At 58.6% G+C, this 21,804-nt stretch carries 15 protein-coding genes; 13 read left to right on the plus strand and 2 right to left on the minus strand.

Translation table 11 applies throughout. The features are described from left to right. Positions 1 to 152 precede the first annotated feature (152 nt). From F3I20_RS00420 to F3I20_RS00490, 13 genes are all read left to right on the plus strand, one after another. Entirely contained in the window at positions 153 to 1,391 is a 1,239-nt protein-coding gene (locus F3I20_RS00420) for an MdtA/MuxA family multidrug efflux RND transporter periplasmic adaptor subunit (RefSeq protein ID WP_150037016.1), read from the plus strand. Continuing rightward, on the plus strand, positions 1,391 to 4,513 hold the full coding sequence (locus F3I20_RS00425; protein ID WP_150010383.1) for an MdtB/MuxB family multidrug efflux RND transporter permease subunit: 3,123 nt from the start codon (positions 1,391 to 1,393) through the stop codon (positions 4,511 to 4,513). Before F3I20_RS00420 ends, F3I20_RS00425 begins: the two co-directional genes overlap by 1 nt. Then, on the plus strand, positions 4,510 to 7,584 hold the full coding sequence (mdtC, locus tag F3I20_RS00430) for a multidrug efflux RND transporter permease subunit MdtC (protein ID WP_150037015.1): 3,075 nt from the start codon (positions 4,510 to 4,512) through the stop codon (positions 7,582 to 7,584). Before F3I20_RS00425 ends, mdtC begins: the two co-directional genes overlap by 4 nt. Positions 7,585 to 7,635: 51 nt before the next feature. Further along, entirely contained in the window at positions 7,636 to 9,042 is a 1,407-nt protein-coding gene (locus tag F3I20_RS00435) for an MFS transporter (RefSeq protein WP_150037014.1), read from the plus strand. Then, positions 9,039 to 10,427, plus strand: coding sequence for an envelope stress sensor histidine kinase BaeS (gene baeS, locus F3I20_RS00440; protein ID WP_150010389.1), 1,389 nt, complete (start codon positions 9,039 to 9,041; stop codon positions 10,425 to 10,427). Before F3I20_RS00435 ends, baeS begins: the two co-directional genes overlap by 4 nt. A gap of 6 nt (positions 10,428 to 10,433) precedes the next feature. Further along, positions 10,434 to 11,141 (plus strand): envelope stress response regulator BaeR, encoded by a 708-nt coding sequence (gene baeR, locus F3I20_RS00445; RefSeq protein ID WP_150037013.1) that lies wholly within the window; start codon positions 10,434 to 10,436, stop codon positions 11,139 to 11,141. Between the two features lie 120 nt (positions 11,142 to 11,261). Then, a complete protein-coding gene (trhP, locus tag F3I20_RS00450) occupies positions 11,262 to 12,644 on the plus strand; it encodes a prephenate-dependent tRNA uridine(34) hydroxylase TrhP (protein WP_150053154.1) in 1,383 nt (460 codons plus the stop codon). Between the two features lie 221 nt (positions 12,645 to 12,865). Then, complete coding sequence (yegS, locus tag F3I20_RS00460; RefSeq protein WP_150037011.1) at positions 12,866 to 13,765, plus strand: lipid kinase YegS; 900 nt, start codon at positions 12,866 to 12,868, stop codon at positions 13,763 to 13,765. A gap of 482 nt (positions 13,766 to 14,247) precedes the next feature. Then, positions 14,248 to 15,462 carry a D-mannonate dehydratase ManD gene (gene manD / locus F3I20_RS00470; RefSeq protein ID WP_150010395.1) on the plus strand — a complete coding sequence of 405 codons (1,215 nt, stop codon included), beginning with the start codon at positions 14,248 to 14,250 and terminating at the stop codon, positions 15,460 to 15,462. A 10-nt stretch (positions 15,463 to 15,472) separates the two neighbouring features. Continuing rightward, positions 15,473 to 16,483 carry a Zn-dependent oxidoreductase gene (locus F3I20_RS00475; protein WP_150010397.1) on the plus strand — a complete coding sequence of 337 codons (1,011 nt, stop codon included), beginning with the start codon at positions 15,473 to 15,475 and terminating at the stop codon, positions 16,481 to 16,483. 81 nt (positions 16,484 to 16,564) lie between these two features. Further along, on the plus strand, positions 16,565 to 17,848 hold the full coding sequence (locus F3I20_RS00480) for an MFS transporter (RefSeq protein WP_150037009.1): 1,284 nt from the start codon (positions 16,565 to 16,567) through the stop codon (positions 17,846 to 17,848). 67 nt (positions 17,849 to 17,915) lie between these two features. Continuing rightward, a complete protein-coding gene (locus F3I20_RS00485) occupies positions 17,916 to 19,376 on the plus strand; it encodes a mannitol dehydrogenase family protein (protein WP_150037008.1) in 1,461 nt (486 codons plus the stop codon). A gap of 87 nt (positions 19,377 to 19,463) precedes the next feature. Continuing rightward, the gene (locus F3I20_RS00490) at positions 19,464 to 20,150 is read left to right on the plus strand and encodes a GntR family transcriptional regulator (RefSeq protein ID WP_150010403.1); all 687 of its coding nucleotides are present in this window, start codon (positions 19,464 to 19,466) and stop codon (positions 20,148 to 20,150) included. A gap of 51 nt (positions 20,151 to 20,201) precedes the next feature. Here the strand turns inward: F3I20_RS00490 and thiD are convergent, their stop codons facing one another. Beyond that, entirely contained in the window at positions 20,202 to 21,002 is an 801-nt protein-coding gene (thiD, locus tag F3I20_RS00495; RefSeq protein ID WP_150037007.1) for a bifunctional hydroxymethylpyrimidine kinase/phosphomethylpyrimidine kinase, read from the minus strand. Continuing rightward, positions 20,989 to 21,786, minus strand: a complete 798-nt coding sequence (gene thiM, locus F3I20_RS00500) for a hydroxyethylthiazole kinase (RefSeq protein WP_150037006.1) — start codon at positions 21,784 to 21,786, stop codon at positions 20,989 to 20,991. The genes thiD and thiM overlap by 14 nt, the downstream gene beginning before the upstream one ends. Between the last annotated feature and the right edge of the window lie 18 nt (positions 21,787 to 21,804).

Consider the following 21,804-nt stretch of genomic DNA (forward strand, 5'->3'; position numbering starts at 1 on the left):
ATGCAGGAACAGGCATAATTACCCCGCCCTGACAGATATCCTTATTTCCTTCAACTTCTGCCGGTCAGAGGCGACTACAATCTTTCGTTTGCAGGCTACCCCTTTCATGCCTGCGCCTGGGACTACGTCACTGCTGGAGAGCATCAACAATCATGAGCACCCGACATCCTGTTATGAAGAAAACCCTGATCGTGCTGGCCCTGATCGCCGTGGCCGCTGGCGGCTACTACGCCTGGCATCACAATGCCCAGCCGCAGAGCAGCAGCCAGACCGATTCGCCAGCGCCGCGTGGCGGCAAAGGCGGGGGTGATGGCGCGCGTCGTCCCCTCGCACCGGTTCAGGCGGCAACCGCCACCCGACAGAGCGTGCCGCAGTTCCTCAGCGGACTGGGAACGGTGACCGCCGCTAACACGGCCACGGTGCGCAGTCGGGTCAATGGCGACCTGCTGGCGATCCACTTCACCGAAGGCCAGCAGGTTAACGCAGGCGATCTGCTGGCAGAAGTCGACCCGCGGCCTTATCAGGTGGCGTTAACCCAGGCTCAGGGCCAGCTGGCGAAAGATCAGGCGACGCTGGCGAATGCCCGTCGCGACCTGGCACGCTTCGAGAAGCTGGCAAAAACCTCGCTGGTATCGCAACAGGAGCTGGACACTCAGCGCTCACTGGTGAGTGAAACGCTCGGCACCCTGAAAGCGGATGAGGGCGGCGTCGCCAGTGCACAGCTTAATCTGACCTACAGCCGGATCACCGCGCCGATTGCTGGCCGTGTCGGGCTGAAACAGGTGGATGTTGGCAACTATGTCACCAGCGGCGACACCACCGGTATCGTGGTGATCACCCAGACGCATCCGATTGATGTGGTTTTTACCCTTGCAGAAAACAGCATCAGTTCGATTCTGCAGGCGCAGAAAAGCGGCCAGCCGTTGCTGGTGGAGGCCTGGGATCGCAGTAATCAGAATCTGATCGCCAGCGGCAAACTGCTGAGCCTGGATAACCAGATTGATGTCACCACCGGCACCATCAAAATTAAAGCGCGCTTTGATAATCAGGACGACACGCTGTTCCCTAACCAGTTCGTCAATGTGCGGCTGAAGGTCAACACCCTGCAGGATGCGGTGGTCATTCCGCCTGCCGCATTGCAGATGGGCAACGAAGGCCACTTTGTCTGGGTGGTTAACAGTGACAATAAGGTCAGCAAAAAAAGCGTAATTGCTGGCCTGCAGGATAGTGAGAAAGTGGTGATCAGCGCCGGTCTGGAGGCGGGTGAGCGCGTGGTGACAGACGGGCTGGATCGCCTGACCGAAGGCGCGAAAGTTGAGGTGGTCGCGCCACAGAGCAACGCGCCGCGCGCCACCTGCGCGACCCTGCCGTCAAAAGGAGAGCGTGAGTAATGCAGGTCATGCCTCCCGATCACAGTGGCGGGCCGTCACGCCAGTTTATTCTGCGCCCGGTCGCCACCACGCTGTTGATGATTGCGATTTTGCTGGCCGGGATACTGGGCTACCGCTTCCTGCCGGTCTCGGCGCTGCCCGAAGTCGACTATCCGACCATCCAGGTCGTCACGCTCTATCCGGGTGCCAGCCCGGATGTGGTCACCTCATCGATTACTGCCCCGCTTGAGCGCCAGTTTGGTCAGATGTCCGGCCTGAAACAGATGGCGTCGCAAAGCTCCGGCGGTGCCTCAGTAGTGACGCTGCAGTTCCAGCTGACGCTGCCGCTGGATGTGGCCGAGCAGGAGGTGCAGGCGGCCATTAACTCTGCCACTAATCTGCTGCCCAACGACCTGCCTAATCCGCCGGTCTACAGCAAAGTGAATCCGGCCGATCCGCCGATCATGACGCTGGCCGTTACCACTCGCAGCATGCCGCTGACGCAGGTGCAGGATATGGTGGAAACGCGCGTCGCACAGAAAATCTCTCAGGTCAGCGGCGTCGGGCTGGTGACGCTGTCAGGCGGTCAGCGTCCGGCAGTGCGGGTGAAGATGAATGCGCAGGCGCTGGCGGCACTGGGCCTGACCAGCGAAACGGTGCGGACCGCGATCAGCAATGCCAACGTCAACTCGGCTAAAGGCAGCCTGGATGGCCCGACACGCTCCGTTACCCTGTCAGCCAATGACCAGATGAAGTCGGCAGAAGATTATCGCCAGCTGATCATCAGCTATAAAAATGGTGCGCCGGTCCGTCTGGGGGATGTGGCAACCATCGAACAGGGAGCAGAAAACAGCTGGCTCGGTGCCTGGGCCAACCGCGATGCGGCGATTGTGCTCAACGTTCAGCGTCAGCCTGGCGCCAATATCATCGCCACGGCAGATAATATCCGTGCCATGTTGCCCGCCCTGACCGCCGCTCTGCCAAAATCGGTAGAGGTTAAACTGCTCACTGACCGCACCACCAATATTCGCGCTTCGGTCAACGATACGCAGTTTGAGCTGATACTGGCGATGGCGCTGGTCGTGATGATCATCTATCTGTTTCTGCGCAACGTACCCGCCACGCTAATCCCGGCGGTAGCGGTGCCGCTTTCGCTGATCGGTACCTTTGCGGCGATGTACTTCCTCGGGTTCTCCATTAATAACCTCACGTTGATGGCACTGACCATCGCCACCGGCTTTGTGGTCGATGATGCCATCGTGGTGATTGAGAACATCTCGCGTTACATCGAGAAAGGGGAAAAACCGCTGACCGCCGCGCTGAAAGGGGCCGGAGAAATTGGCTTCACCATCATCTCCCTCACCTTCTCACTGATTGCGGTGCTGATTCCGCTGCTGTTTATGGGCGACGTGATTGGCCGCCTGTTCCGTGAATTTGCCGTCACGCTGGCGGTGGCGATTCTGATTTCAGCGGTGGTGTCACTGACCCTGACGCCGATGATGTGCGCCAGAATGCTGAGCGCGGAGTCGCTGCGCAAACAGAACCGCTTTTCGCGGGCCAGTGAAGCGATGTTTGATCGTATCGTCGCCACCTACGGTCGTGGCCTGAGCCGGGTGCTGAATCATCCCTGGCTGACGCTGTCGGTGGCGCTGGGCACGCTGGTCCTGACGCTGCTGTTGTGGATGGTGATCCCGAAAGGCTTTTTCCCGCAGCAGGACAACAGCATTATTCAGGGTACGCTGCAGGCCCCGCAGTCGGTCTCCTACGCCAGTATGGCGCAGCGCACCCGCGATGTTGCCTCCATCATCATGAAAGATCCGGCGGTTGAGAGCATGACCTCGTTTGTCGGCGTGGATGGCACCAATGCTTCGCTGAACAGCGCGCGGCTGCAGATCAACCTCAAGCCGCTGGATCAGCGCGACGATCGTATTCCTGCTATTCAGCAGCGCCTGCAACAGCAGGTCAGTGAAGTGCCGGGCGTGCAGTTGTGGCTGCAGGCGGTGCAGGATCTCACCATTGATACCCAGGCCAGCCGCACACCGTACCAGTTCACACTGCAATCGGGTTCACTGTCGTCGCTCAGCACCTGGGTTCCGGCCCTGCTGACCCGGCTCAGCACCCTGCCACAACTGCGCGATGTCAGCAGCGACTGGCAGGATCAGGGGCTGGAAGCCTATGTCAACGTGGACCGCGACAGTGCCAGCCGCCTCGGCATCAGCATGGCGGATGTCGATAATGCGCTCTATAACGCCTTTGGGCAGCGGCTGATCTCCACTATCTATACCCAGGCGAATCAGTATCGTGTGGTGCTGGAGCAGGATAACAACGCCACGCCAGGGCTGGCGAGTCTGGATGCGATTCGCCTGAACAGCAGCGACGGCGGCAGCGTGCCGCTGAGCGCCATTGCCCGCATCGAGCAGCGCCACACGCCGCTGAGTATTAACCATCTCGACCAGTTCCCGTCGGCGACCTTCTCGTTTAACGTGGCTGACGGCTATTCACTGGAAGACGCGGTAAAAGCCGTGTCGCAGGCGGAAGCGCAGCTTGGCATGCCCGCCGAGCTGATGACTCAGTTCCAGGGCAGCACGCTGGCGTTTGAGGCCGCACTGAGCAGCACCGTCTGGCTGATTGTGGCGGCCATCGTCGCGATGTACATCGTGCTGGGCGTGCTTTATGAGAGCTTTATTCACCCGATCACCATTCTCTCGACGCTGCCCACCGCAGGTGTCGGCGCACTGCTGGCGCTGATGCTCAGCGGCAATGAGCTGGATATCGTGGCGATTATCGGCATCATCCTGCTGATCGGCATCGTGAAAAAGAACGCCATCATGATGATCGACTTTGCGCTTGCAGCCGAACGTGAACAGGGTATGAAGCCGGCAGATGCCATCTATCAGGCCTGCCTGCTGCGCTTCCGCCCGATTCTGATGACCACGCTGGCGGCCCTGCTTGGCGCGCTGCCGCTGATGCTCAGCACCGGCGTAGGTGCCGAGCTGCGTCATCCGTTGGGCATTGCCATGGTCGGCGGGCTGATTCTGAGCCAGGTGCTGACGCTGTTCACCACGCCGGTGATCTACCTGCTGTTTGATCGGCTGGCGTATGCCACCCGCCGCCGCTTTGGCCGCACGGAGGCCGCAGAGTGAAATTCTTTGCCCTGTTTATCCACCGGCCCGTCGCGACGACCCTGCTGACGCTGGCCATCGCCCTTGCGGGCATGCTGGGGTTCCGGCTGCTGCCGGTTGCCCCGCTGCCACAGGTCGATTTCCCGGTGATTGTTATCTCGGCATCACTGCCGGGTGCCTCACCGGAGATTATGGCGTCGTCGGTGGCCACGCCGCTGGAGCGCTCGCTGGGACGCATCGCGGGCGTCAGTGAAATGACCTCCACCAGTTCGCTGGGCAGCACCCGCATCATTCTGGTGTTCGATTTTGATCGTGACATCAACGGCGCGGCGCGCGATGTGCAGGCCGCGATCAATGCGGCGCAAAGCCTGCTGCCGACCGGGATGCCCTCACGTCCGACTTACCGCAAAGTGAACCCCTCTGATGCGCCAATTATGATCATGACGCTGACCTCGGATACCTACAATCCCGGTCAGCTCTATGATTACGCCTCGACCCAGCTGGCACAAAAGCTGTCGCAGATCGAGGGCGTGGGCGACGTTACCGTGGGGGGCAGTTCGCTGCCCGCCGTGCGGGTAGCGCTGAATCCGCAGGCGCTGTTTAATCAAGGTGTCTCGCTGGATGCGGTGCGCACCGCGATCTCGAACGCCAACCAGCGCCGCCCGCAGGGCGCACTGGATGATGTGCAGCAGCGCTGGCAGTTGCGCACCAATGACGCGCTGCAGACCGCCCGCGAGTATCAGCCGCTGATCGTGCATTATAAAAACGGCGCGGCGGTGAAGCTGTCAGATGTGGCGACCGTGGAAGATTCGGTTCAGGACGTACGCAACGCCGGGATGTCACGCGGTAAACCGGCCGTGCTGCTGTTGATCCGCAAAACGCCTGAAGCCAACGTTATCGATACGGTTGACCGCATCCGTGCCGAAATGCCGCTGCTGCATGAGGTGATACCGGCCGCCATCGATCTGCAGATTGCTCAGGATCGCTCGCCCACCATTCGCGCCTCGCTGCATGAAGTGGAGCAGTCTCTGTTAATCGCCGTGGCGCTGGTGATTCTGGTGGTGTTTGTTTTCCTGCGCTCCGGTCGCGCCACGCTGATCCCCGCCGTCGCCGTACCGGTTTCGCTGATCGGCACCTTTGCCGCAATGTACCTGTGCGGCTTCAGCCTGAATAACCTGTCGCTGATGGCGCTGACCATCGCCACCGGCTTTGTGGTGGATGATGCGATTGTGGTGCTGGAGAACATTGCCCGCCACGTCGAAGCGGGCATGAAACCGCTGGCCGCCGCGCTGAAAGGGGTACGGGAAGTCGGCTTTACCGTGCTGTCGATGAGCCTGTCGCTGGTTGCCGTGTTCCTGCCGCTGCTGATGATCGGCGGACTGATTGGTCGTTTCTTCTCTGAGTTTGCCATTACGCTGTCGGTGTCGATCATCATCTCGCTATTTATCTCCATCACCCTGACACCGATGATGTGCGCGTATCTGCTGAAGCCCCACGGGCCGCGCAGCCAGCCCCGTCGGCGCGGCGCAGGCCGGCTGCTGATGGCGATTCAGCAGGGTTATGGTCGTTCGCTTAACGTGGTACTGAACCATGCACGCTGGGTCATGCTGCTGCTTTTCGCCACCATCTTCCTGACCGGCTGGCTGTTTGTTCATATCCCAAAGACCTTTATGCCGGAACAGGATACCGGGCGACTCTCCGGCTTTATCTCTGCTGACCAGAGCATTTCGTTTCAGGCGATGCGCAGTAAGCTGCAGGATTTTATGGAGATCGTCGGTGCCGATCCCGCTGTAGACAGCGTGGTGGGCTTTACCGGTGGCATGCGGACCAATAGCGGCTCAATGTTTATCTCCCTGAAGCCGCTGTCAGAGCGCAAAGAGAGTGCCGTGGAGATCATCGCGCGGCTGCGCACAAAGCTGGCAAAAGAGCCGGGTGCCAGCCTCTATCTGAATGCGGTGCAGGATCTGCGGGTCGGTGGCCGGGAGTCGAATGCCGGCTATCAGTATTCACTGCTGTCGGACGATCTCGCCGCGCTGCGGACGTGGGAGCCGAAAATCCGCGAGGCGTTTTCTGCCCTGCCGCAGCTGGCGGACGTGAACTCCGATCAGCAGGATAAAGGCAGCGAGATGGCGCTGACCTATGACCGCGAAAGCATGGCGCGGCTCGGTATCGACGTCTCTCAGGCCAATGCCCTGCTGAATAACGCCTTTGGTCAGCGTCAGATTTCTACCATCTATCAGCCATTAAACCAGTACAAAGTGGTGATGGAGGTCGATCCACGCTACACCCAGGATATCAGCGCCCTGTCGCAGATGTTTGTCATTAACAGCGAAGGTAAAGCGATACCGCTGTCGTGGTTCGCCCACTGGCAGCCAGCGAATGCGCCGCTGTCGGTTAACCATGAAGGGCTGTCGGCGGCATCGACCATCTCGTTCAACCTGCCAGAGGGTGTATCGCTGTCACAGGCGTCGGAAGCGATTGAACGCACCATGACGGCGATCGGCGTGCCATCCAGCGTGCGCGGCAGCTTTGCCGGAACCGCGCAGGTGTTTCAGCAGTCGCAGAGCAGCCAGCTCTGGTTGATGCTGGCGGCGATAGCGGCAGTCTATATCGTGCTGGGGATCCTCTATGAGAGCTATGTCCATCCGCTGACAATCCTCTCTACCCTGCCTTCGGCGGGTGTCGGTGCGCTGCTGGCGCTGGAACTGTTCGATACGCCCTTCAGCCTGATTGCGCTGATCGGGATTCTGCTGCTCATCGGCATCGTGAAAAAGAACGCCATCATGATGGTCGACTTTGCGCTGGAAGCCGAACGCAACGGCCAGCTCAGCGCGCGGGAGGCGATATTCCAGGCCTGCCTGTTACGCTTCCGGCCCATTATGATGACCACGCTGGCGGCGCTGTTTGGCGCGCTGCCGCTGGTGCTGAGCAGCGGCGACGGTGCGGAACTGCGCCAGCCGCTGGGGATTACCATCGCGGGCGGCCTGGTGATGAGTCAGCTGCTGACGCTCTACACAACGCCGGTGGTCTATTTAATGATGGATAAGCTGCGGCGCAGAAAACGCCCGCTGGCCACCGCGCAGCAACAGTAATGGGTCTGGCGACGACGGACGGCGGATGTGACGCCTTGATCGGGGGGATTGATGACTACGCAAAGCACTAACGTCCGCTGGCAACTGTGGATTGTTGCCATCGGTTTCTTTATGCAGACGCTGGATACCACCATCGTCAATACCGCGATCCCGTCGATGGCACACGACCTGGGCGTCAGCCCGCTGCACATGCACTCGGTGATCGTCTATTACGTGCTGACGGTGGCCGTCATGCTGCCGGTCAGCGGCTGGCTGGCGGATCGCTTTGGCGTGCGCAACATCTTCTTCTGCGCGATTGTGCTGTTCAGCCTGGGTTCGCTGCTGTGCGCTCTGTCCGGCACGCTGGATCAGCTGGTGCTGTCGCGCGTGGTTCAGGGGATTGGCGGGGCCATGATGGTGCCGGTGGGTCGCCTGACGGTGATGAAAATCGTGCCGCGCGAGCAATATATGTCCGCCATGACCTTTGTGACCCTCCCCGGTCAGATTGGTCCGCTGCTCGGCCCGGCGCTGGGCGGTGTGCTGGTGGAGTACACCAGCTGGCACTGGATCTTTCTGATTAATATCCCGGTCGGCATTGCAGGCGCTATCGCCACCCTGATGCTGATGCCCAACTACAGCATGCAGACACGCCGCTTTGATTTCGGCGGCTTTATCCTGCTGGCAACCGGCATGGCCCTCCTGACACTGGCGCTGGATGGTCAGCGCAGCAGCGGCGGTTCGCCGTTGCTGCTGGGTGCCATGATACTCACTGGCTTGTTCTCTCTGCTGTTTTACCTGATGCATGCGCGCGGCAATGATAACGCTCTGTTCAGCCTGAAGCTGTTTGATCATCGCGTTTACGCTATTGGCCTGCTCGGCAGTTTTACCGGTCGCATCGGCAGCGGTATGCTGCCCTTTATGACGCCAATCTTTCTGCAGCTCGGCATGGGTTACAGCCCGTTTCACGCCGGTCTGATGATGATTCCGATGGTGCTGGGCAACATGGGAATGAAGCGCATTGTGGTGCGCATCGTCAATCTCTATGGCTACCGCAATGTGCTGGTGATGTCGACCATAGCACTGGCGCTGGTGGTCCTGCTGTTCCCGCTGGTGGCAATCCTGGGCTGGGTCTGGCTACTGCCGCTGGTGCTGTTTCTGCAGGGCATGGTCAACGCCATCCGCTTCTCGTCAATGAATACCCTGACGCTGAAGGAGTTGCCCGATGAGCTGGCCTCCAGCGGGAACAGTCTGCTGTCGATGATTATGCAGCTGTCGATGAGTATTGGCGTCACTGTGGCCGGGCTGCTGCTGGGCGCGTTTGCCCAGGAGAGCGCAGCAAACAGCGCAGCGGAGCACCAGATGTTTATTTATACCTACCTTTGCATGTCGCTGATTATCATCCTGCCCGCGCTGGTGTTCTGGCGCGTCCCGCCACAGGTAAGTACCAACGTTGATCTGCGACGCCGGAGAAAAAAATGAGAGTTAACCTGCGCCTGGGCATCGGGGCCAAACTGTTTATGGCGATTTTCGCCACCTGCATGCTGGTGCTGATCACCATGCACTGGGGCGTTCGTCTCAGTTTCGAACACGGCTTTGTCGACTATATCAAGCGCGGCAATGAGCAGCGGTTAAATCTGCTCAGCGATGCGCTGGCCGATCAGTATGAGCAACACGGTAACTGGGATTTTCTGCGCCACAACGATCGGCTGGTCTTCACCATGTTGCGTTCACTGGAGCAGAATCCCGACAGCAACAGCCAGCTGCCGCCACACGGCTGGCGCACCCAGTTCTGGATCCTCGATCAACAATATAAAGTGATGGTCGGGCCACGTGCGCCGGTGCCGCCGGAGGGGACACGCCGCAACATTACCACCAGCACCGGCAAGGTGGTCGGCTGGGTCATCGGCTCGCCGCCGGAGCGGCTGACGCGCAGTACCGATATTAACTTTGATCAACAGCAGCGGCGAACCAGCTGGATTATCGTGGGGCTGTCAACGCTGCTGGCGGCGCTGGCGACCTGGCTGATGGCGCGTGGCCTGCTGGCACCGGTCAAGCGGCTGGTCGACGGCACGCATCATCTGGCGGCGGGTAATTTTGCCACCCGCGTTGAAGTCAGCAGCCGGGATGAGCTGGGCCAGCTGGCCGGTGACTTTAACCTGCTGGCCAGCTCACTGGAGAAAAACGAAAGCATGCGCCGCGCCTTTATGGCTGATATCTCCCATGAGTTGCGCACGCCGCTGGCGATCCTGCGCGGTGAACTGGAAGCGATGCAGGATGGCGTACGCAAACTGACGCCAGACGCTATCGCCTCACTGCAGAGTGAAGTCGTGGTGCTGACCAAGCTGGTCGAAGACCTGCATCAGCTGTCGCTGTCGGACGTGGGTGCCCTCGCCTACCGCAAGCAGGCGACCGATCTGGTGCAACTGCTGGAAGTGACCGCAGGCAGCTTTGCCGAACGTTATCGCGCGCACGGCCTGACGCTGAAGCTGAATCTGCCCGACCACGCCCCTTTCTTCGGCGATCCCGACCGCCTGATTCAGCTGTTCACCAACCTGCTTGAGAACAGCCTGCGCTACACCGACAGCGGTGGACGGGTTGAAGTGACGCTGAAGTATGAAGCCCCCCACTGGCACATCGAGTTTGATGACAGCGCACCAGGGGTGGACAGAGAACATCAGGTGCAGATTTTTGAGCGTTTTTTCCGCACCGAAGGCTCGCGCAATCGCGCCAGCGGCGGCTCGGGCCTGGGCCTGGCCATCTGTAAAAATATCGCTGACGCGCACGGCGGCGACATTCATGCGGCGCACTCTGATTTAGGTGGACTGAAAATCGCGCTACACTTGCGCTATGTTCCCCCTGTGTAGACGCTTATGAGCCAGGAAAACCATGACCCGCTGATTCTGGTGATCGAAGATGAGCCGAAACTGGCGCAGCTGATGATCGATTATCTGCACGCCTCGAACTACCGTACCCATCACATCGCCGACGGCAATGCGGTGCTGGAGTATGTGCGCCAGACGCCACCCGATTTAATGCTGCTGGATTTGATGCTGCCGGGCACTGATGGCTTAACGCTGTGCCGCGAAATCCGTCGTCATTCCGAGCTGCCGATTATTATGGTCACCGCCCGCACTGAAGAGATTGATCGGCTGCTGGGGCTGGAGCTGGGCGCGGATGACTACATCTGTAAACCCTTCAGCCCGCGTGAAGTAGTGGCGCGGGTCAAAACCATTCTGCGCCGGGTAAAACGGTCGGCGGAGGAGCCGCAGAGCGCCTCGTTACTGCGGGTTGATGAGAGCCGATTCTTCGCCAGCTGGCGTGAAAAGCCGCTGGATCTTACCCCGGCGGAGTTCCGGTTGCTGAAAACCCTGTCGCTGGAGCCGGGCAAGGTCTTTTCACGCGAACAGCTGCTCAACCATCTCTATGATGACTATCGCGTGGTCACCGACCGCACCATCGACAGCCATATCAAGAATCTGCGACGCAAGCTGGAGAATCTTGACAGCGAGCAGCCCTTTATTCGTGCCGTTTACGGCATGGGCTATCGCTGGGAAGCGGACGCCTGTCATTTGATCTAGTTTGATCCCGATCAATTTACTTCCCTTTTCTCACTGCCTACAATTCCGCACCTTTTGCAGGGCCTGACGGCCCTGCTTCTGCCGCTTAAGGCGGCATACTGACCTGACATCAGTGAGAACATCATGAAACCCGAACTGCTTTCCCCCGCCGGCACGCTGAAGAACATGCGTTACGCCTTCGCTTATGGTGCCGATGCCGTCTACGCTGGCCAGCCGCGCTACAGCCTGCGGGTGCGCAACAACGAATTTACCCACGAGAATCTCGCACTGGGCATCAACGAAGCGCACGCGCTGGGAAAAAAATTCTATGTGGTAGTGAACATTGCGCCGCACAACGCCAAGCTGAAAACCTTTATTCGTGACTTAACGCCAGTGGTGGCGATGCAGCCCGACGCGCTGATCATGTCCGATCCCGGCCTGATCATGCTGGTACGTGAGGCTTTCCCGACGATGCCGATTCACCTGTCGGTACAGGCCAATGCGGTCAACTGGGCCACGGTAAAATTCTGGCAGCAGATGGGGTTGAGCCGGGTGATTCTGTCACGCGAGCTGTCACTGGAGGAGATCGCTGAGATCCGCCAGCAGGTGCCGGAGATGGAGCTGGAAGTCTTTGTTCATGGCGCGCTCTGTATGGCCTATTCCGGTCGCTGCCTGCTGTCGGGCTATATGAATAAACGCGATCCGAATCAGGGCACCTGCACCAACGCCTGTCGCTGGGAATATAAAGTGGCGGAAGGCCAGCAGGATGAAGTGGGGAATATCGTCGGTATTCATGAGCCTATCCCGGTACAGGATGTGATGCCCACGCTGGGCATCGGTCAGCCCACCGACAAGGTATTTCTGCTGGAAGAGAAAATGAAGCCGGGCGAGGTGATGAGCGCGTTCGAAGATGAGCACGGCACCTACATCATGAACTCACGGGATCTGCGCGCAGTGGCGCACGTGGAGCGGCTCAGCGAGATGGGCGTACATTCACTGAAGATTGAGGGACGCACCAAGTCCTACTACTACTGCGCCCGCACCGCTCAGGTTTATCGCCGGGCGATTGATGATGCCGCGGCCGGTAAGCCGTTTGATCCCACACTGCTGTTAACGCTGGAAGGCCTGGCCCATCGCGGCTATACCGAAGGTTTCCTGCGCCGTCATACTCACGACAGCTACCAGAATTATCAGCAGGGCTTTTCGGTCTCGGATCGCCAGCAGTTTGTTGGTGAATTTACCGGCGAGCGTCGGGGCGAATGGGCGGAAGTGGCCGTGAAGAACAAGTTTATGCTGCACGACAGCGTGGAGATCATGACGCCCGAAGGCAACCTGAATGGTCAGCTGGATGCGCTGCAGAATGCCCGCGGTGAACCCACGGAGGTCGCACCCGGCGATGGCCATCGCGTCTGGCTGCGGGTGCCGGAAGAGGTCGATCTGCGTTTTGCGCTGCTGCTGCGCAACTTTGACCATAGCGAAGATACCCGGGATCCTCATAATCGTTTACCAACGGAAACAATTTGAGGAAATCAGAACAGGATCACAGACCCCTGCGTAGCGCTGCTTTATAGTCCCGCCTGCTGCTAACGAGTAACAACTAACGGCAGATTTACCAGGAACCACCTCATTTACCCGCCCGGCTCCCCCGTGCGGGTTTTCTTTTTCCTCTCTTTCGCCAATAATTTACTGCTGGCAGCTGTGCTATACATTCCCTTCTTACTCTGTAGTTCTTCAAGGAACGCAAAATGGATAATAAACCGCTTACGCTGCTCATCCTGAATGGGAAAGGCGCGGGTAATGATGATCTGCGCGAAGCCATTACCACCCTGCGTGAAGAAGGCTTCAACATTGCGGTGCGTGTCACGTTCGAAAAAGGCGATGGCGACAGGTACGTCAAAGAGGCGATTGCGCTGCAGGCGGAAACCGTCGTTGCAGGCGGTGGCGATGGCACCATAAATGAGATCGCGACAGCGCTGGCGGCATCAGATGCCGATCATCGCCCGGTGCTGGGTATCCTGCCGCTGGGAACCGCCAACGACTTTGCCACCAGCGTCGGCATCCCGGAAGAGATGGAACCGGCACTGCGACTGGCGATTCAGGGCAAAGCGAATGCCATCGATCTGGCCAGAGTCAACAAGAGCCACTACTTTATCAATATGGCAACAGGCGGATTTGGCACCCGCATCACCACAGAAACACCGGAAAAGCTGAAATCCGCGCTGGGTGGTGTCTCCTACTTTATTCACGGCCTGATGCGCATGGATACGCTGAAACCCGATACCTGCGAAATCAGCGGTCCCGATTTCGCCTGGCAGGGTGATGCGCTGGTTATCGGTATCGGTAACGGGCGTCAGGCGGGCGGCGGTCAGCGCTTATGCCCTGGTGCGCTGATCAACGATGGCCGGCTTGACGTCAGTATTGTTACCGCGCAGGAGTTGCTGCCGACGCTGCTGCACTCGCTGACCGGCGACGATGACAATCCCGGCATTGTCACCACGCAACTGGAGTCGCTGACGATTCGCTCTCCGCACGAGATGACCTTTAACCTTGATGGTGAACCGCTCTCCGGGCGTGAATTCGTGATTGAGGTGATGGCGGGTGCGCTGAGCTGTCGCCTGCCACCACAGTGTGATTTACTTGCCTGAAGATGATTAAGGGGATGAAAGTCCCCTGAGAGTGTTGGCAAAGTCTGCCCCAGTCACCTGTAAGACCGAGCCTGTGAAGGGAACACGGGCAGATTGGAAAGTCGCTTAACCCCTCCATGGCCGCTCGGCCCGCGCGATTACGCACCTCATCCCTGAGGTGCGCCCGTAAACGGGCCAACGCGTGGCGTTGTTCAAAAACGCTCCCGGCGTTTTTAGTACGCACCTCATCCCTGAGGTGCGCCCGTAAACGGGCCAACGCGTGGCGTTGTTCAAAAACGCTCCCGGCGTTTTTAGTACGCACCTCATCCCTGAGGTGCGCCCGTAAACGGGCCAACGCGTGACAATGATACTGCTGTTCACCACCCCTTTTTACCCCAGAAAACTCTCTGTGACTGGCTTCACAACTCTGCCAGGCAAACTTGTATGGTAGTATTAAACCGCGTATTTTTTCATCATTGAACGCTGACTGAAAGGCAAACCGGATGAAAATTGTTAAGGCGGAAGTATTTGTAACCTGCGCAGGCAGAAACTTTGTTACCGTGAAGATCACCACCGATCAGGGGCTGACTGGCGTGGGTGATGCCACGCTGAATGGCCGCGAACTGCCGGTCGCCTCCTACCTGAAAGATCATGTCTGCCCACAGCTGATTGGCCGCGATGCGCATCAGATCGAAGATATCTGGCAATACTTTTATAAAGGCGCTTACTGGCGTCGTGGTCCGGTTACCATGTCGGCTATCTCTGCGGTTGATATGGCGCTGTGGGATATCAAAGGTAAAGCCGCGAATATGCCGGTTTACCAACTGCTGGGTGGCGCTTCACGCACCGGCGTAATGGTTTATTGCCACACCACCGGCCACACCATCGATGAAGTGATGGATGACTACGCGAAACACAAAGAGCTGGGCTTCAAAGCGATCCGCGCGCAGTGCGGCGTACCGGGCATGAAAACCACCTACGGCATGGCAAAAGGCAAAGGCCTGGCCTACGAACCTGCAACCAAAGGTAACTGGCCGGAAGAGCAGCTCTGGTCAACGGAAAAATACCTCGATTTCACCCCTAAACTCTTTGCCGCGATCCGCGATAAATTCGGTTTCGATGAGCATCTGCTGCATGACATGCACCATCGCCTGACGCCGATTGAAGCGGCGCGCTTCGGCAAGAGCGTGGAAGATTATCGTCTGTTCTGGATGGAAGATCCGACGCCTGCCGAGAATCAGGAATGCTTCCGTCTGATCCGCCAGCACACCGTCACGCCGATTGCGGTAGGTGAAGTGTTTAACAGCATCTGGGATTGTAAGCAGCTGATTGAAGAGCAGCTGATCGACTACATCCGCACCACCATCACTCACGCAGGCGGTATTACCGGGATGCGGCGCATCGCTGATTTTGCCTCGCTTTATCAGGTACGCACCGGCTCGCACGGTCCTTCTGATCTCTCCCCTGTCTGCATGGCGGCTGCACTGCACTTTGACCTCTGGGTGCCGAACTTCGGCGTGCAGGAGTACATGGGCTTCTCCGAACAGATGATGGAACTGTTTGATGCTAACTGGACCTTTGACCAGGGCTACATGCATCCTGGCGACAAGCCGGGCCTGGGCATTGAATTCAACGAGAAACTGGCGGCGAAATATCCCTATGAGCCTGCCTATCTGCCGGTCGCCCGTCTTGAAGATGGCACGCTGTGGAACTGGTAAGGAGAAACACATGAAAAGTGTTGTTATTGAACAGCCGGGTGAACTGGTGGTAGCTGAACGTCCACTGCCACAACCCGCGGCGGGCGAAGTCCGGGTTAAAGTGGCCTATGCCAGCATCTGCGGATCGGACGTGCACATCTGGCACGGTCATAACCCGTTCGCGAAATATCCGCGAGTGATTGGTCACGAGTTTTTTGGCGTGATTGATGCGGTGGGTGACGGTGTCGACGCGGCACGGCTGGGCCAGCGCGTCGCAGTCGATCCGGTGGTAAGCTGCGGTCACTGCTATCCCTGCTCGGTAGGCCGTCCGAATGTCTGTACCACCCTGCAGGTAATTGGCGTGCACCGCGACGGCGGCTTTAGCGAGTATGCGCTGGCCCCGGCCAGAAATGCCTGGCACCTGCCGGACGCGATTCCCGATAAACTCGCCAGCCTGGTCGAGCCTTTCACTATCGCCGCCAATATCACGGCATTCCTCAAGCCACAGCCGGATGATGTGGCGCTGATTTATGGTGCCGGTCCGATGGGGCTCACCGCCATTCAGGTGCTGAAGGGCGTCTATCAGGTGAAAACGGTGATGGTAGTGGATCGCCTGCCGGAACGTCTGGCGCTGGCTGAGCAGAGCGGTGCCGATCACTTGTTCGATAACAGCGAAATCCCTCTGGCGGCGCAGCTTGAGGGCGTGCAGCCTACGCTGGTTATCGACGCAGCCTGCCACCCCACCATTCTGGCAGAGGCGGCTGCTCTCGCCTCACCCGCCGCGCGCATCGGTCTGCTGGGCTTCTCCGGCGAACCGTGCAGCATTACTCAGCAAAGTCTTACCAGCAAAGAGCTGTCGCTGTTTACGTCGCGTCTTAACAGTAACCGCTTCCCGCAGGTGATTGAATGGATGGAAAAAGGGTTAATCCAGCCAGAGAAGCTGGTCACCCACTACTTCCCGCTGCAGGAGATTGAACGCGCGATGACCCTGTTCGAAAAAGATCCGCGCACCTGCTGCAAAGTGATCCTTCAGATGGGTTAATGCCTACTGAACACCAGGTCTCCTCTGCCGGTGTGTACCCGCCGGCATAATTAAAAAGATAAAACAGATCACGGAGTATGTATGTTCAAGAATCTGCGCTGGACCCTCGTTTTGTTGCTGTTCCTGGTTTATATGATCAATTACCTTGATCGTGTTGCCCTGTCGCTGACGGTGCCGCTGGTTGAGAAAGATCTGGCGATTAATGCTGAGCAGTTCGGCATGATCTTCGGCAGCTTCTTCTTCGGCTATGCCCTGTTTAACTTTGTCGGTGGCCTCGCCACTGACCGCTATGGACCCAAAATCGTGCTGGCCGTGGCCGTGGGTGCCTGGTCCATTTTCTGCGGCATGACCGCGCTGGCCACCGGCTTCTGGTCGCTGCTGATCCTGCGAGTGCTGTTCGGTATGGCTGAAGGCCCGATCTGCTCTTCAGCTAACAAAGCGATTAATGGCTGGTTCCCGAAGAAACAGGCCGCCACGGCGATGGGCTTACTGAGTGCCGGGTCACCCTTAGGTGGCGCAGTCGCCGGCCCGATCATTGGTTATCTTGCCCTGGCCTACGGCTGGCGTCCGGCCTTTGTGATCGTCTGCTGTATCGGTCTGGTATGGATGGCGTTCTGGCTTTTCTTTGCCGCTGATAATCCGGCGAAGAGCAAACTTGTCACCGAAAAAGAGCGTCAGCTGATCGATCGCCTGAAAGCCACCAGCCCGAATGATGAGGTAGACCTGTCTGAAACGCCGCATCCCTTTGGTTACTATCTGCGCCAGCCGATTATCCTGGTCACGGCGTTCGCCTTCTTCAGCTACAACTACATCCTGTTCTTCTTCCTGAGCTGGTTCCCGGCCTATCTGGTACAGGCGCACGGCCTGGATATCAAATCGATGAGTATCACCACCATGATCCCGTGGATTGTCGGGTTCGTTGGCCTGGCACTGGGTGGCTGGATCTCCGATAAAATCTTTAATATCACCGGCAAACTGTTGTTGTCCCGCAAAATTGTGCTGGTGGTCTCACTGCTGGCAGCCGCGATTTGTGTGGCGCTGGCGGGTACGATAAAAGAGGTGGTTCCCGCCGTGATGATGATGTCGGTCTCCATTTTCTTTCTCTACATCACCGGCGCGATCTACTGGGCGATTATTCAGGATGTGGTGCACAAGAGCCGTATCGGCAGCATCAGCGGCTTTATCCATCTGGTGGGGAGCCTTTCCGGCATCATCGGGCCGATCGTCACCGGCTTTATTGTTCAGCACACTGGTAAATTCGATAGCGCCTTTGTGCTGGCGGGTTGTATCGCCGCGCTGGGGGCTTTCCTGGTGCTGTTTGTGATTCGCAGTCCGAAACCTGAGGATAAACCGGTTTCGGTCTGAGTGTTGTTCCGCTAACAGAACGATGATTTTGGGGCGCTTTGCGCCCCGTTTGCCATAAGGACGGACTATGTTACAGATTGATCGCCTCCCCGCTGAGGTCCGGCGCCCCGCTTACGACCGCAGCCAGTTAAAAACCCGCATGGTGCATATCGGTTTTGGTGCGTTTCATCGCGCTCATCAGGCACTCTGCAGCGACAGGCTGGCTGAACAGGGCAGCGACTGGGGATATTGCGAAGTTAACCTCAACAGCGGCGCGCTGATTCAGGCCCTGCGTGAGCAGCATCTGCACTATACCCTGACAGAGATGGCCGATGATTCTTTGCATACCCGGGTGATTGGCGTTATTACCCAGGCGCTGCACGGTAAAAGTGACGGTATTGAGGCGGTGATTAACGCCATGAGTCAACCTGAAGTGGCGATTGTCTCCATGACCGTCACTGAAAAAGGCTACTGCCATCAGCCCGCCAGTGGCAATTTAAATCCCGATCATCCCGATATCGTCCATGATTTGCAGCATCCGGATGCGCCGCGCTCGCTGCCAGGTCTGATTCTGGCCGCGATCCGCCGCCGCCGTGACCAGGGGTTACCTGCCTTCAGCGTGATGTCCTGTGACAACATGCCGGAAAATGGTCACGTCACCCGCAACGTGATTGTGCAACTGGCGCGGCAGCAGGATCCGGCGCTGGCAGAGTATATTCAGCAGCACGTTACCTTCCCCTCAACCATGGTCGATCGCATCGTTCCGGCAATGACGGATGCGGCGTTTGCGGCCCTGAGCGCACGCCTGGGTTCCAGCGATCCGGTTGCGGTTGAAGCGGAACCCTTCTTCCAGTGGGTGATTGAAGATAACTTCGTCAATGGTCGTCCGGCGTGGGAAAACGCGGGCGCAGAACTGGTCAGCGATGTCCTGCCCTACGAAGAGATGAAACTGCGCATGCTGAATGGCAGCCACTCTTTCCTGGCGTACCTTGGCTTCCTGGCGGGTTATGAGTACATCAGCGACTGCATGGCCGATCCCCATTTCCGTGCCGCTGCCCGTTCACTGATGATCGATGAGCAGGCTCCTACTTTGCGCACTCAGGGCGTGGATCTTAATGCCTATGCCGATTCACTGATTGCGCGTTATGAAAACCGCGCCATTAAACATCGCACAGGACAGATTGCCACTGACGGCACACAGAAACTGCCACAGCGTATGCTCGACAGCCTGCGCTGGCACCTGCAGCGCGGCAGTGACTGCGATCTGCTGCTGCTGGGCGTAGCGGGCTGGATGCGCTATGTCGGCGGCGTCGATGAACAGGGTCAGCCGATCGACATCCGCGATCCGATGAAAGCGCAGCTCGCAGAGTGTGTTGCCGCCAGCGAAGAGGGTGAGGCTCGCGTGCGGGCATTGCTCGCCATCCGCGAAGTCTTCGGCGAGGATCTGGCGCAGAATGGCGACGTGGTCGCCCGGCTGACGGCCTGGTATCAGCAACTCACTACCCAGGGTGCACGAGCGACAGTGCATCAGTGTCTCAACCGCGGCTAAAAGCGCTGGCGCAGACGCAGCGCGCTGATTAGACTGACACTTTCCCATCGCGCTGGCCCCGGCCAGCCGTAATATGGATATTGCTGCATGTCGATCGCCTATACCATTACTACCAGCGAACCGGTAAATCAGCAGATTTATCGTTATCTGCGCAAAGATATTGTTACCTGCGCAATTCAGCCAGGTTCGCTGCTCTCTGAAAAAGAGGTCTCAGCACGCTTCAACGTCTCACGCCAGCCGGTGCGTGAAGCGTTCATTAAGCTGGCTGAAGCCGGACTGGTACAGGTATTGCCGCAGCGCGGCACCTTCGTGCGCAAAATCTCCGCTAAACGTGTCGCGGATGGCCGATTTATCCGTGAGGCGGTGGAGGTGTCGGTAGTACGTCGTGCCGCGCTGGAGATTGATGATTCCGCACTGATGGCGCTGGAACATAATCTGCAGCTGCAGCGCATGGCTGCTGAGCGGCATGACAGCCAGGCTTTCCTCACATTAGACGATGAGTTTCATCGTCTGATCGCTGAAAGCATTGACTGCAAGCTGGCCTGGGAGACGGTAGAAAACATAAAAGCGGCCATGGACCGGGTGCGGTTTCTGACACTGAGTGAAGTCTCACCACCGGAGAAGCTGATTGAGCAGCATGAAGAGATTTTTGCCGCTTTGAAGCGTCATGATGCCGACGCTGGCGAAGCGGCAATGCGTCGTCACCTGCAGGAGATGATCTTCTCTATTACCCCGATTGCCGAGCGTAACAGCGCCTGGTTTGAAGCGCCCTGAACCTGAAACTGCCCGCACCGCCTGATTGAAGGTCGATGCGGGTCTTCGCCATCACCACCACTGATGAAAATGGTGCACCGGTCCGATGCCTTTCCCGACCTCCAGCGAATCCGCCTGTAACAATGCCTGCTGCAGCCAGTTTTTCGCTTCTTCAATTGTCTCTGCCCAGTCAGCATGACGCGGACGCAACGCGGCTAAGGCGGCCGACAGCGTGCAGCCGGTACCATGGGTATGGCGGGTATGCACCCGTGGCGTACTGAATCGCTGTTCCGCTGAGTGAGTAATCAGCCAGTCCGGACTCTCTGCCGCCGCCAGATGACCGCCCTTCATCAGCACGGCCTGACAGCCGAGTGCCAGCAATGCCCGCCCCTGCTCGCGCATCTCTGCCTCATCGGTGGCAATAGCGCAATCCAGCAACGCTGCCGCTTCCGGCAGATTTGGCGTGATCAGCGACACCTGCGGTAATAACTGCTCCCGTACGCTGGCCACGGCATCGGGCGAAAGCAGCGCATCACCACTTTTCGCGACCATTACCGTATCCAGCACGACAAACGGAATCTCAGCGCGCCTCAGCCGGGCTGCAACCCGTTCCACAATGGCCGTTTCAGACAGCATGCCGATTTTTGCGCTGTCGATACGCACATCATCCAGTACCGAATCGAGCTGGTCGGCAACAAAGTCAGGCGCAATGCCATAAACCGACTGCACGCCCTGCGTGTTCTGCGCCACCAGTGCGGTAATCACACTGGTACCGTAGGCACCCAGAGCTGAAAAGGTTTTCAGATCGGCCTGAATGCCCGCGCCGCCACTGGGATCGGTACCGGCAATCGTCAGAGCATTAATGCGCTTCATGCTCCACCTCCAGCGTCCAGAGTGCATCAATAAACGCCATGACAAAGCTGCCCGGTCCGGCTGCCTGCGCCGCCGCCTTTCCCCCTGCCAGGGCCATTATCTGACAGGCCGCCGCCACATTCATGAGCCTATCGCCTGGCAGAGCACTGAATCCTGCCACAACACCAGAAAGTGCGCAGCCGGTTCCGACCACGCGCGTCATTAACGGGCTTCCACCGGTTATGGCGATGACTCGCTGACCATCAGTGGCATAGTCCACTTCGCCGGTGACAATGACCAGCGTGTGACAGGTCTTTGCGAGTTGCTGTGCCGCATCGAGCGCTGCATCCGCCTGAAGCAGCGTATCGACACCGCGCCCGCCGCTGGCCTGCTGCGCCAGCGCCAGAATCTCTGACGCATTGCCGCGGATCACCGCCGGTTGCTGGCTGAGCAGCTGCTGACAAAAGTCGCTGCGCAGCGTTAACGCGCCGACGGCCACCGGATCGAGCGTCCAGGGTGTGCCCGCCTCCCGGGCGGCGGTGACGGCAGCCTGCATCGCCTGCTGACGCTCGCGGGTTAAGGTGCCGACGTTAATCAGCAACGCATCGGCAAAGCGGCTGAACTCTGCCGCTTCGCCAGCATCGATCACCATTGCCGGTGAGGCATTGAGTGCGAGTAACACATTGGCAGTAAAGTTCTGGACCACGTCATTGGTCATGCAGTGCACCAACGGTGACTGACGACGGAAAGTGTGCAGAATGGGCGCGAAGTGCGCGGCAGAAAGGTGTTGAGGTTGATGTGTCATCGTAGCTCCCAACCGGCG

Origin of the sequence: Candidatus Pantoea gossypiicola (genome assembly GCF_008632075.1) — a bacterium.
In the GTDB taxonomy this organism is placed as follows: domain Bacteria; phylum Pseudomonadota; class Gammaproteobacteria; order Enterobacterales; family Enterobacteriaceae; genus Pantoea; species Pantoea gossypiicola.